The 11623-nt window shown below is 60.7% G+C and carries 12 protein-coding genes; 6 read left to right on the top strand and 6 right to left on the bottom strand.

What is annotated here, in order from left to right; genetic code table 11:
* Positions 1–251 precede the first annotated feature (251 nt).
* Together IB245_RS27090 and IB245_RS27085 are read right to left on the bottom strand one after the other, a co-directional pair.
* On the bottom strand, positions 252–545 hold the full coding sequence (locus tag IB245_RS27090; RefSeq protein ID WP_003226812.1) for a hypothetical protein: 294 nt from the start codon (positions 543–545) through the stop codon (positions 252–254).
* 56 nt (positions 546–601) lie between these two features.
* Positions 602–1207, bottom strand: a complete 606-nt coding sequence (locus tag IB245_RS27085; protein WP_008041183.1) for an arylesterase — start codon at positions 1205–1207, stop codon at positions 602–604.
* 10 nt (positions 1208–1217) lie between these two features.
* Between IB245_RS27085 and IB245_RS27080 the strand changes: the two genes are divergently transcribed.
* Genes IB245_RS27080 through greB form a run of 3 tightly spaced genes read left to right on the top strand, consistent with a single transcriptional unit; the run spans position 1218 to position 4937 of the window.
* A complete protein-coding gene (locus IB245_RS27080) occupies positions 1218–1901 on the top strand; it encodes an ABC transporter ATP-binding protein (RefSeq protein ID WP_008031873.1) in 684 nt (227 codons plus the stop codon).
* Positions 1901–4405 carry an ABC transporter permease gene (locus tag IB245_RS27075; protein WP_192229219.1) on the top strand — a complete coding sequence of 835 codons (2505 nt, stop codon included), beginning with the start codon at positions 1901–1903 and terminating at the stop codon, positions 4403–4405. Before IB245_RS27080 ends, IB245_RS27075 begins: the two co-directional genes overlap by 1 nt.
* Before the next feature lie 34 nt (positions 4406–4439).
* Entirely contained in the window at positions 4440–4937 is a 498-nt protein-coding gene (greB, locus tag IB245_RS27070; RefSeq protein WP_008031876.1) for a transcription elongation factor GreB, read from the top strand.
* Positions 4938–4940: 3 nt separating this feature from the next.
* On the opposite strand, the gene IB245_RS27065 is transcribed toward greB, so the two are convergent.
* The 3 genes from IB245_RS27065 to IB245_RS27055 form a co-directional block, all read right to left on the bottom strand.
* Positions 4941–5249: a hypothetical protein gene (locus IB245_RS27065; protein ID WP_008031878.1), complete on the bottom strand. Its 309-nt coding sequence runs from the start codon at positions 5247–5249 to the stop codon at positions 4941–4943.
* Between the two features lie 248 nt (positions 5250–5497).
* A complete protein-coding gene (locus tag IB245_RS27060) occupies positions 5498–5932 on the bottom strand; it encodes a DoxX family protein (RefSeq protein ID WP_008031879.1) in 435 nt (144 codons plus the stop codon).
* 105 nt (positions 5933–6037) lie between these two features.
* Positions 6038–7459: a transglycosylase SLT domain-containing protein gene (locus tag IB245_RS27055; protein ID WP_192229218.1), complete on the bottom strand. Its 1422-nt coding sequence runs from the start codon at positions 7457–7459 to the stop codon at positions 6038–6040.
* Between the two features lie 235 nt (positions 7460–7694).
* Between IB245_RS27055 and IB245_RS27050 the strand changes: the two genes are divergently transcribed.
* The gene (locus tag IB245_RS27050) at positions 7695–8501 is read left to right on the top strand and encodes a TatD family hydrolase (protein WP_192229217.1); all 807 of its coding nucleotides are present in this window, start codon (positions 7695–7697) and stop codon (positions 8499–8501) included.
* Between the two features lie 113 nt (positions 8502–8614).
* Here the strand turns inward: IB245_RS27050 and IB245_RS27045 are convergent, their stop codons facing one another.
* Positions 8615–9841: an acyl-CoA dehydrogenase gene (locus tag IB245_RS27045; RefSeq protein ID WP_192229216.1), complete on the bottom strand. Its 1227-nt coding sequence runs from the start codon at positions 9839–9841 to the stop codon at positions 8615–8617.
* 152 nt (positions 9842–9993) lie between these two features.
* On the opposite strand from IB245_RS27045, the gene IB245_RS27040 reads away from it, so the two are divergent.
* Both IB245_RS27040 and IB245_RS27035 read left to right on the top strand, forming a co-directional pair.
* The gene (locus IB245_RS27040; RefSeq protein WP_008031887.1) at positions 9994–10923 is read left to right on the top strand and encodes a LysR family transcriptional regulator; all 930 of its coding nucleotides are present in this window, start codon (positions 9994–9996) and stop codon (positions 10921–10923) included.
* A 196-nt stretch (positions 10924–11119) separates the two neighbouring features.
* On the top strand, positions 11120–11521 hold the full coding sequence (locus tag IB245_RS27035) for a MerR family transcriptional regulator (RefSeq protein WP_192229215.1): 402 nt from the start codon (positions 11120–11122) through the stop codon (positions 11519–11521).
* Positions 11522–11623 lie beyond the last annotated feature (102 nt).

Below are 11623 nucleotides of genomic sequence, written 5' to 3'. Positions count from 1 at the left end.
GGGCAACCCGGCATGGATGCCGGGTTAGCCGCGCACGGCCAAGGATGGCCGATCGCGGCGGGCCCACGGAGCAGGACCGGAGCGAGGGCATGCCGAGCATTAGCGAGGCACCGAACGAAAGGGGCAAAAGCGCTTTGGTTACTTTCGCGCTTTTCGAAAGTGACTCGCTGTAAAAGCGAAACCGTCAGTGGCCGTTACCGCAAAAACGGATATGCCCCCAACCCAACCCACCCCAACCCCACATCAAGCCATCAAAGCTCGAACCGCAGCTCCGGCCAGATCGGCGAAGTACCGCGCTTTTGCGACTCCAGAATAGCCCGGCACAACGAACACAGCCGCTGGTCCTGAAACACTCGGCGATCAACGCTCGACCAGCGCGGTTGCGCGGGCAACAGGCTGCCGCACAAGGTGCGATCGGCCGAGCCGCCCAGCTCCAGCTGACGGGTCACCAGATGTACCCGCACTTCCTGGCAGGCGAACAGATCCAGCTGTTCGTCAGGCTCGATCAGTTGATAGGCAAAAAGTGACCAGGCGGGACGCGGCATCGGGGGCTCCAAATCGGGGGCGCCACCTTAGCCGAAACACCGCCGCTAGAAAAGCGTCAAAGCAGCGGTTTCAGTGTCGGCCAGACATTTTCCAGCAACTTGTCCTGAGCGCCCGCAGCCGGGTGCAGGCCGTCTGACTGCATCAGCTCAGGATGCCCGCCCACGCCCTCGAGGAAAAACGGCACCAGCGGGATTTTTTTCTCGGCGGCGACGTTGCTGAAAGCCTCAGCGAAGACCTTGTTGTAGCGCGCACCGTAGTTGGGTGGCAGTTGCATGCCGAGTAGTAGCACTTTGGCGCCACTGGCCTTGGAGCTGTTGATCATCGCTGCAAGGTTTTGTTGCAATTGTGTTGGCAGCATTCCGCGCAGCCCGTCATTGCCACCCAACTCGAGGATCACCAACTCCGGTTTATGCTCTGCAAGCAGCGCAGGCAGGCGCGCCCGGCCTCCGGCGCTGGTGTCGCCGCTGATGGACGCATTGACCACCTTATCGTCGAAACCTTCGCGCTTGAGCCGTTGCTCAAGCAGCGACACCCATCCCTCGCGGGTATCCAGTCCGAAACCGGCGCTGATACTATCGCCAACGATCAGGACAGTACCCGCCGCTGCGTTCTGGGCCATGCACATCAAGGCCAGGCCAGCACTCAAAAACCACACTCGCATCGGATTCTCCATGGGCGCAAGCATTCTCACCGCGAAGGACCTCAGCAAAGTGGTTCCCAGCGCGGAAGGTGATCTGACTATCCTGCACGAACTCAGCCTGGAACTGAACAAGGGCGACAGCCTGGCCATCGTTGGCGCGTCCGGCTCGGGAAAATCCACCCTCCTCGGCCTGCTCGCCGGCCTCGACTTGCCGAGCAGCGGTGAAGTCACCCTCGCAGGCCAGGGCCTGAGCAATCTCGATGAAGACCAACGCGCACGCATTCGCGCCGAACACGTCGGTTTTGTCTTTCAATCATTCCAGTTGCTCGACAGCCTCAACGCCCTGGAAAACGTCATGTTGCCGCTGGAACTCGATGGCCGCAAAGACGCCCGTGAGCGCGCCACCGAATTGCTGCGACGGGTCGGTTTGGGCCAACGCCTGACCCACTCGCCCCGCCAGCTCTCCGGTGGCGAGCAGCAACGCGTGGCGATTGCCCGTGCGTTTGCCGCCGAGCCCGATGTGCTGTTCGCCGACGAACCCACCGGCAACCTCGACAGCCACACCGGCGAGCGCATCAGCGATCTGTTGTTCGAACTGAACAAGGAACGCGGCACGACCCTGGTGCTGGTGACCCACGATGAACGTCTGGCACATCGTTGCCGGCGCCTGATCCGCCTTGAAGCCGGCCTGCTGGTCGCCCCTCTGGAGCCTTGATGGCACGCCTGCCGCTGTTGCGCCTGTTCAGTCTCGCCATCCGCCAACTGCTGCGCGACGCCCGCGCCGGTGAGTTGCGGGTGTTGTTCTTCGCTTTGCTGGTGGCGGTGGCGGCGAGTACCGCCATCGGTTACTTCGGCGCCCGCCTGAATGGCGCCATGATGCTGCGCGCCACCGAATTTCTCGGCGCCGACCTGCTGCTCGAAGGCAGTTCGCCGGCGCGCCCCGAACAGATCAAAAGCGGCACGGATCTGGGCCTCGAACATGCGCAGGTGGTGGAGTTCTCCAGCGTAATCGCCACCGACAATGGCATTCAGCTGTCCAGCATCAAAGCCGCCGACGACATCTACCCACTGCGCGGCGAGCTGAAAAGTGCCGCCGCGCCCTTCGCCGCGGAAGAATCCGGAGGCGGACCGAAACCCGGCGAAGCCTGGGTTGAAGCGCGACTGCTGACCGCGCTGGACTTGAAGATCGGCGACAGCATCGACGTCGGCATGCGCACCCTGAAACTGGCACGCGTGCTGACCTATGAACCGGATCGTGCCGGCAACTTCTACAGCCTGACGCCACGGGTGCTGATCAACCTCAGCGATCTCGCGGCGACCGGCGTGGTGCAGCCCGGCAGCCGCGTCAGCTACCGCGAACTCTGGCGCGGCAAGGCCGAAGCGCTGGAAACCTACCGTCAATTGATCAAACCCGGCCTCGCCGCCAATCAACGCATTCAAGACGCCCGCGATGGCAACCGGCAGATCGGCGGCGCACTGGGCAAAGCCGAGCGCTACTTGAACATGGCGAGTCTGGTCGCGGTGTTGTTATCCGGTGTCGCGGTGGCGCTGTCGGCGACGCGCTTCGCCACCCGCCGCTTCGATGCCAGTGCACTTTTGCGTTGCCTCGGGCTGTCCCGTCGGGAAACCATGGTGCTGTTCAGTTTGCAGCTGACGGTTCTCGGACTGTTGGCCAGCATCAGCGGCGCCTTGCTCGGCTGGCTGGCGCAACTCGGGTTGTTCGCGCTGCTGCATGATTTGTTGCCGGCCGATGTTCCACCGGGCGGCCTGCTTCCGGCCATCGCCGGGATCGGCACCGGACTGGTGGCACTGGCCGGTTTTGCCTTGCCGCCACTGGCTGCGTTGAGTCGGGTCCCGCCATTGCGCGTATTGCGCCGCGACATGCTGCCGATTCCTTCCAGCACCTGGATGGTCTACGGCGCGGCACTGGGCGCTCTCGGGCTGATCATGTGGCGCCTGAGCCTGGATTTGGTACTGACCTTCGCCCTGCTCGGCGGCGGCGTGATCGCGGCGCTGGTGCTGGGCGGCCTGCTATTGCTGCTACTGAAGAGCCTGCGCCGGATGCTCGCACGCGCTTCGTTGCCGTGGCGTCTCGGCCTGGGTCAATTGCTGCGTCATCCACTGGCGGCAGCCGGCCAATCGCTGGCCTTCGGTCTGATCCTGCTGTCCATGGCGCTGATCGCTTTGCTGCGCGGCGAATTACTGGACACCTGGCAAAACCAGTTGCCGAAAAACGCGCCGAATTACTTCGCGCTGAACATCCTGCCGGCGGAAAAACAGGCATTCACCGATCGCCTGATCGAACTGTCGGCACAATCGGCGCCGTTGTACCCGGTGGTGCCGGGGCGATTGATCAGCATCAATGGCGAACCGGTGCAGGACATCGTCAGCAAGGACTCGGCCGGTGATCGGGCGATTCAGCGCGACCTCAGCCTGACCTGGGCGGCAGACCTGCCGGCTGGAAACAAACTCACCGCCGGCAACTGGTGGGGCGATCAGGCGCCGGACGACGTTCCCGGTGTGTCGGTGGAAGGCAAAGTCGCCGAGAGCCTGAAGCTCAAGCTCGGCGATCACTTGGTCTTCACCGTCGGCGGGGTCAATCGCGAAGCGAAGGTCACCAGCCTGCGGGAGATCAACTGGGACAACTTCCAGCCGAACTTCTTCATGATTTTCCAGCCCGGCACATTGAAGGATCTGCCAGCGACCTACCTGACCAGTTTCTATCTGGCGGCGGGCCACGACCAGCAGATCGTCGACCTGTCCCGCGCCTTCCCGGCGGTGACCATCCTGCAAGTCGAAGCCTTGCTGGCGCAGCTGCGCAGCATCCTCGCCCAGGTCACCCTGGCGGTGGAATACGTGTTGTTGTTTGTGTTGGCGGCGGGGATGGCGGTGTTGTTCTCGGGCCTGCAAGCCACGCTGGATGAACGCATTCGCCAAGGCGCATTGTTGCGGGCACTGGGGGCCGAGCGCCAGTTGCTGGTCAAGGCCCGACGGATCGAGTTCGGCCTGCTTGGCGCGGTCAGCGGATTGCTGGCAGCGCTGGGCTCGGAGTTGGTGAGCCTGGTGCTGTACCGTTACGCCTTCGACTTGCCGTGGCACCCGCATCCGTGGCTGCTGGTGTTGCCACTGATCGGCGCCGTGCTGATCGGCGGTGCCGGCGTGTTTGGCACCCGACGTGCCTTGAACGCCAGCCCCCTGACAGTCTTGCGCGAGGGTTGATAGACTCAACTCTTCTCAACCACAAGAAGTTGCCATGAGCCGTTATCGCCCTCCCCGCACCGCTGGCACCGCGCTGATCACCCCTGAAGGTGAAGCGCGGATGCGGGCCGAGTTCCATGAGCTCTGGCATGTGCGCCGACCGCAGGTCACGCAATCGGTCAGCGAGGCCGCGGCGCAGGGTGATCGCTCCGAGAACGCCGAATACACCTACGGCAAAAAGATGCTGCGCGAAATCGACAGTCGCGTGCGCTTTCTCACCAAACGGCTGGAAGCGCTCAAGGTGGTCAGCGAAAAGCCCAGCGATCCGAACAAAGTCTACTTCGGAGCCTGGGTCACCATCGAAGACGAGGACGGCAAGGAGTCGCGCTACCGCATCGTCGGGCCGGATGAACTGGACTTGAAACTGGGCCTGATCAGCATCGACTCACCGCTGGCACGCGCCCTGATCGGCAAGGCACTGGACGCCGAAGTTCGGGTCCAGACGCCTACCGGCGAACAGTGCGTGTATATCGTGGCGATTGATTACCCATAAGCCTTAACGGCGGGTGATCAGCCCTTGCCGGGCGACGCGGGTCAGTTGCCTGATCATCTCTGGCGCATCTTCGAGTGCGGGCGACTGAATCACCGCCAGGTCGAAACTGTCGCTGGCAAAACGCGCCAGTGACTCACCGTCTTCGACAAACTGGATCAGGAAAGCTGCGGGCCCACCGGTGCGACGTGGCCAACCATCGAGGTAACGCAGGAGCGTCGGCTGATGTTTGCCGCCAAGCAGGATTTTTGGATTGCGCTGGGTCAGATGTGCCGTGATCGGCGCGGGGCGTACAACGGGGTTTAGTGCATTCATCGTGTCGTGTCTCTGCCTCAAAAGTCTGCATGGCAGGTGAGAGGCAACACCGAACCAGCGCTTTAGCGGTATTTCGAAGCCTGTTTCAAGCTTCTATCGGCAACTGAATGAGTCACCTGGCGCCCCGCAAGTAGCTGTTTAAATCGGCGCATGAGCAGCATCCTAGAGAAGCTGACCGGACAGTGTCAAGAATGACGCACAACAAAAAAGGCCCGCGCAATGCGGGCCTTTTCGTTGAGCCAGAGCGATCAACCAGCGATGGCGCGATCAACCGACAGCTTGCCGGCGCCTTCGAACAGCACCGCGATGCTGCCACCCAGCAGGGCCAGGGCGAATTCATAACCGTTGTTGGCCATGAACAGACCGTTGCTGATATGCACGCTGAAGATGGCGACCAGCGACAGGAACGTCAGGCCAAGCGCCGCAGGGCGGACCAGCAAGCCGATGATCAAGGCCAGACCGGCGAAGAACTCGGTACCACCGGCCAACGTGGCCATCAGGTAACCCGGTGCCAGGCCGATGCTTTCCATGTACTGCGCGGTGCCCGCCAGACCGTAGCCGCCGAAAGCGCCGAAGAGTTTCTGCGAGCCGTGGGCAGCGAAGATGATGCCGACGAAGATCCGCAGGACAGTCAGGCCGTAGCCAGCGCGGGTAAACAGTACCTTGTTGATCAGTGAGCTCATGCTGTGTCATCCATTGTGTGTTTGTGTGTTGGTTGGCCGCTATATTAATCAATAAATTAAATGCTAAAAGCGCAAATTTTTCGCCATAACAATCAGTTTATTCGATCACTTCCTTAAGGCTACTTTCTGCCCCTGGGGCTCCAACGACTCCCGCTCCCGATCGAACGCCAAGTAATACTTGTTCACGCTATTAACATAGCTGACAGGTCCCATTCCCACCTGCTCCATGGCGATGCGCTCGACCTGGAAGAACCATTGATTGGGATTCAAGCCTCGCCGACGCGCCTCGGCGCGCATGCCCTGAACCCGCTCCGGCCCGATGTTGTAAGCCGCCAGCACGAACGCCATGCGCTCACGCTCGTTGAGTTTGGGGCTGGCGAAAAACTTGCGGCGGATCATCGCCAGGTATTTGGCCCCGGCCTGCACATTGGCATCGAGGTCCTGAATGTTGTTGACCCCTACCCGCTGGGCCGCGGACGGAGTGATCTGCATCAGGCCAGTGGGGCCACCGCCGCTTCGTGCGCGGGGTTGCAACGCGGACTCCTTGAAGGCCAATGCCGCTAGATTCAACCAATCCATGCCTTGGGCATCGGCGTGTTTCTGCAATACCGGTCTGAGTTTTTCCAGGCGCTGGCGATCAGTCTTGGCCAGTGGGTAATGAACTTGATAGAGACGACGATAGATGCGCAGGAACGCCGCGTCCTGATCCGAAGGCTTTTTGTACCCGATCAGGAAGCGATCGATGCTCGCCCGCAGCATCGAGGCATCGCGGCGTACGAACCAGAATTCTTCCCCCGGCTCGCTGATCAGCACCTGCCGATCGAAACGCAACTTGGGCAGGATCTTGCCCCAGCGTTCGGCAATCGGCTGCTCGACGATGGTCAGGTGAAAAATCCCGCCCTGAACCATTTCCAGCACGTCTTCGACCGCCAGGCTCGGATCGACCCACTCGATCTTCACCGGTGCCAGTTTGTGCAAGGCAAGCTTTTGATTGATCTGACTGATCGCCTCCCCGGCGGCGCTGCCGGTGGGTAGCGCCAGGGTTTTACCGGACAGTTGTTCGAGGCGGGTGTAGCGTTTCTCGCCCTTGATTCCGACCAGGACCAGAGGAATGTCGCTGGCAATCGGTTCGCTGGTGCTGACAGCGTAGCCCGGTTGCAGATCGAGCAACTCGCCCGGTGCAACCAGATCCCCCTCCCCGCGCTGCAACGCGCCGAGCAGTTGATCCTTGGCTTTGGGAATGATCTTGAGCGTTACTTCCTGACCGTCACGGGCATGGCCGTTGAGGTATTGCTCGAAGGCACGCAAGCGATGGTATTCGACGCCGATGGCCTGGCCCTGGACTTCGCCGGAGCTGTTGCGGCTCTGGTTGACCAGCACCTTCAGCACTCGGCTGCTGCGGATTTCCTGCAGATCGCGCACCTGGGCCGCCGGCACGGCTTGCAGCGGGCCGGCCAGCCGCGCAACCGCCGGCATCGGCAGCAGCAACGAACCACACAGCAGTAACAAAATCGAGGGACGTGTCATCCACTCTCCGGAAAGAATACTGGGCCAATTTCAAAAAAATGTTTGAAATCGAACGACAGAAACAGAGCGCCTTGAGCGCTGGCAAAGTGCGAAAGACTGGCACAGTGATGGCATGCTGACCACCCCAGCTTGTCTCGCGGCATCAAAAGACAGCTTTAACTCGTTGTAGTTCTTGGCTTTTCTTATAAATCTACAGCTCTGATATGCTTTCCGGCCTTTGGTCCGAGGTAGCACCATGCAACTCATCGATATCGGCGTCAACCTGACCAACCCCAGTTTTGCCGACAAACACCAGGCTGTACTCGACCGCGCCTATGCCGCCGGAGTCTGCCAATTGGTGCTCACCGGCACCAATGTCGAAGGTAGCGAACAGGCGCTGGAACTGTGCCGGCAATTGGATGACACGGCGCAACGGTTGTTCGCCACCGCCGGCATTCACCCTCACGCAGCCAGCGACTGGAACGCCGACAGCGCCCAGCACCTGCGCAGTTTGCTCAAAGAGCCGAACGTAGTGGCGGTGGGTGAATGCGGGCTGGATTTCAATCGCGATTTCTCGCCGCGTCCGCAACAGGAAAAAGTCCTCGAAGAACACTTGGCGATGGCGGTCGATCTGCAACTGCCGGTGTTTCTCCACGAACGTGATGCCAGTCAGCGCTTGCTGGAAATCCTGCGCGATTACCGCGACCAATTGCCGGCCGCCGTGGTGCATTGCTTCACCGGCGAAAAGAAGGCGCTGTTCAGCTACCTCGACCTGGACTTGCACATCGGCATCACCGGCTGGATCTGCGACGAGCGTCGGGGCACGCATTTGCATCCGTTGGTGAAAGAAATCAAACGCGGGCGGTTGATGCTGGAGAGCGATGCACCGTATCTGCTGCCGCGCAGCTTGCGACCCAAGCCGAAAAATGGTCGCAACGAACCGGCGTACCTGACTGAAGTGTTGCGGGAAGTGGCGTTGCATCGCGGGGAAAGCGAGGAAGAGCTGGCGGCCCACAGCACCGCGTGTGCGCGGGCTTTTTACGGACTGCCAGTGGTCGACTGAAACGCAATCAACTGTAGGAGCGAGCCCGCTCGCGATGGACTAATGAACACCGTGTTTATCCAGTAAACACGCGTTATCGTTGGCGACCATCGCGAGCAGGCTCGCTCCTACAATTAATGGCTGCGCATCATTTCCTTCGGCACATACTTGCCGATCTCGAACTTGCCGATCGCCGCACGGTGCACTTCATCCGGGCCATCGGCCAGGCGCAGCGTGCGCTGCATCGCATACATGTAGGCCAGCGGGAAATCGTTGGAAACCCCTGCCCCGCCATGGATCTGGATCGCCCGGTCGATGACGCGCAACGCCACGTTCGGTGCCACCACCTTGATCTGCGCGATTTCGCTCTTCGCCACTTTGTTGCCGACGGTGTCCATCATGTACGCCGCTTTCAAAGTCAGCAGGCGTGCCATGTCGATTTCCATCCGCGAGTCGGCGATTTTGTCGATGTTGCCGCCCAGGCGCGCCAGGGGTTTGCCGAACGCAGTGCGATTCACCGAGCGCTTGCACATCAGTTCCAGCGCACGCTCAGCCATGCCGATCGAACGCATGCAGTGGTGAATCCGGCCCGGGCCAAGGCGACCTTGAGCAATTTCGAAGCCGCGTCCTTCGCCCAACAGGACGTTTTCGTACGGCACGCGGACGTTTTCGAACAGCACTTCGGCGTGACCGTGAGGCGCGTCGTCGTAACCGAATACCGGTAGCGGACGAACGATCTTCACGCCCGGTGCATCCACCGGCACCAGAATCATCGAGTGCTGGGCGTGGCGTGGCGCATCAGGATTGCTCAGGCCCATGAAGATCAGAATCTTGCAGCGTGGATCGCAGGCACCCGAGGTCCACCACTTTTTGCCGTTGATCACCCACTCATCACCGTCACGCACGGCGCGGGCGGCCATGTTGGTGGCGTCGGACGAAGCCACGTCCGGTTCGGTCATGGCGAACGCCGAGCGGATCTCGCCGCGTAGCAGCGGTTCGAGCCAGCGTTGTTTCTGTTCTTCGTTGGCGTAGCGCACCAGCACTTCCATGTTGCCGGTGTCGGGCGCCGAGCAGTTGAATGGCTCAGGCCCCAGCAGCGAGCGGCCCATGATTTCTGCCAATGGTGCGTATTCGAGGTTGGTCAGGCCGGCGCCGAGTTCGGACTCAGGCAGAAACAAATTCCACAGGCCTTCAGCCTTGGCCTTGAGTTTCAGTTCTTCCATGATCGCAGTCGGCTGCCAGCGGTCGCCCTCGGCAACCTGGCGCTCGAACACGGCTTCGGCGGGATAAACGTAGGTGTCCATGAACGCGGTCACGCGCTCACGCAGTTCTTGCACCTTGGGCGAATAAGCGAAATCCATGAGCAGCTACCTTCTGGGGGGAGGTTGTTTAGGTCATGCAATCGATGCTAGAACAGCTACGAAAATTTACCTAGCCTATTCTCGGCGTGTATTAACATTCATCACCGATATATGATCGGCTGATTGAGAACCAACAATAAGAGTGCAGCGCAATGAATCTGAGCAAGGTCGACCTCAACCTTTTCATCGTCTTCGACGCGATCTACACCGAAGCCAACCTGACCCGCGCCGGACAGATTGTCGGCATTACTCAACCGGCTGTTTCGAACGCTCTGGCCCGCCTGCGCGAGACGTTCAACGATCCTTTGTTCGTGCGTACGGCCCAAGGCATGGTGCCAACGCCGATGGCGCAAAACATCATCGGCCCGGTGCGCAACGCCCTCTCGCTGCTGCGGGTGTCGGTGCAGGAAAGCCGCATCTTCAACCCGTTGCAGGCGGTCAAGACGTACCGCATCAGCATGACCGACCTCACCGAAGCGGTGATCCTGCCGCCACTGTTCCAGCGCCTGCGCCGCCTGGCGCCAACGGTGATCATCGAAAGCTTTCTGTCCAAGCGCCGCGAGACCACCAAGGAACTGGCGGCCGGGCGACTCGACTTTGCGGTGGACGCGCCGCTCAACACCGACCCGCAAGTGCGTCACGTCAAGTTGATGGAAGACCGTTACGTGTGCGCCATGCGCAAGGGCCATCCGCTGGCGACCAAGGAGAAATTCACCCTCGATGACTATCTGTCACTGACGCACATCCATATTTCCAGCCGCCGCAGTGGTCTGGGCCATGTCGACCTGGCGCTGGGCAAGATGGGCATCCAGCGCAAGATTGCCCTGCGCTCCCAGCATTACTTGATGGCGTCGCAGGTGCTGCAGCAGACCGACATGGTCATGACCGTGCCGGAGCGCTTCGCCCGCCGCCATGATTTGTACTCGGTGAACCTGCCGGTCAACGATGTGCCGCCGGTGGAAACTCACCTTTACTGGCATGAAAGCACCGACCAGGACCCGGCCAACCGCTGGATGCGCGAGCAGATGATCGAGTTGTGCCAGCAGGTGACGGCGCATGAGAAGAAGCTCGATAAGGTGTAGGGCATTACACCGGGTTATCGTTCTTCGCGAGCAAGCTTCGCTCCTACAGGATTTACACAGTACCTGTAGGAGCGAGCGGTGCGGCGATCCGACTTGCCCGCGAAGAGGCCCGCAATGACGACGAAAAAACCCGCCCCTTGACGTAAACGTCAACCTGCCATTAGCTTAGCGCCATGACCTTTTTTTGAGCGCTTCCATGAGCAGCCAGACCTATAGCATTTCCGACCTCGCCCGCGAGCTCGACATCACCACGCGGGCCATTCGCTTCTATGAAGAGCAAGGCCTGCTCAGTCCCGAGCGACGCGGCCAGGAACGCATCTATTCGCCCCGTGACAAGGTCAGCCTGAAACTGATCCTGCGGGGCAAGCGCATTGGCTTCTCACTCGCCGAATGCCGCGAGCTGATCGAACTCTACGACCCCACCGGCGGCAATCAGAAACAGCTGCAAACCATGCTGAGCAAAATCGCCGAGCGCCGCGAACAGTTGGAGCAGCAAATGCTCGATATCGAGCAGATGAAGCTGGAACTGGACACTGCACAGGAGCGCTGCACCCAGGCGCTGGAACAGACGATGAAAAGCCAGCCGGTGGTTCAATAGGTTTACACCGTCCCCTGTAGGAGCGAGCCTGCTCGCGATAGCGGACGATCAGTCAACATCCATATTGAATGTCATGCCCTCATCGCGAGCAGGCTCACTCCC

Origin of the sequence: Pseudomonas sp. PDM02 (assembly GCF_014852285.1) — a bacterium.
Classification (GTDB): domain Bacteria; phylum Pseudomonadota; class Gammaproteobacteria; order Pseudomonadales; family Pseudomonadaceae; genus Aquipseudomonas; species Aquipseudomonas migulae.
Note: the sequence above shows the minus strand (reverse complement) of the source record. Positions and strands in the feature narration are given on the sequence as shown.

Coding starts and splice junctions, on each gene's coding strand:
- IB245_RS27060 (WP_008031879.1), bottom strand. CDS start 5,932: ATGAGCTCACTGATCAACAAGGTACTGTTTACCCGCGCTGGCTACGGC.
- IB245_RS27045 (WP_192229216.1), bottom strand. CDS start 9,841: ATGGATTTCGCTTATTCGCCCAAGGTGCAAGAACTGCGTGAGCGCGTG.
- IB245_RS27075 (WP_192229219.1), top strand. CDS start 1,901: ATGGCACGCCTGCCGCTGTTGCGCCTGTTCAGTCTCGCCATCCGCCAA.
- IB245_RS27090 (WP_003226812.1), bottom strand. CDS start 545: ATGCCGCGTCCCGCCTGGTCACTTTTTGCCTATCAACTGATCGAGCCT.
- IB245_RS27050 (WP_192229217.1), top strand. CDS start 7,695: ATGCAACTCATCGATATCGGCGTCAACCTGACCAACCCCAGTTTTGCC.
- IB245_RS27035 (WP_192229215.1), top strand. CDS start 11,120: ATGAGCAGCCAGACCTATAGCATTTCCGACCTCGCCCGCGAGCTCGAC.
- IB245_RS27040 (WP_008031887.1), top strand. CDS start 9,994: ATGAATCTGAGCAAGGTCGACCTCAACCTTTTCATCGTCTTCGACGCG.
- IB245_RS27055 (WP_192229218.1), bottom strand. CDS start 7,459: ATGACACGTCCCTCGATTTTGTTACTGCTGTGTGGTTCGTTGCTGCTG.
- IB245_RS27080 (WP_008031873.1), top strand. CDS start 1,218: ATGGGCGCAAGCATTCTCACCGCGAAGGACCTCAGCAAAGTGGTTCCC.
- IB245_RS27085 (WP_008041183.1), bottom strand. CDS start 1,207: ATGCGAGTGTGGTTTTTGAGTGCTGGCCTGGCCTTGATGTGCATGGCC.
- IB245_RS27065 (WP_008031878.1), bottom strand. CDS start 5,249: ATGAATGCACTAAACCCCGTTGTACGCCCCGCGCCGATCACGGCACAT.
- greB (WP_008031876.1), top strand. CDS start 4,440: ATGAGCCGTTATCGCCCTCCCCGCACCGCTGGCACCGCGCTGATCACC.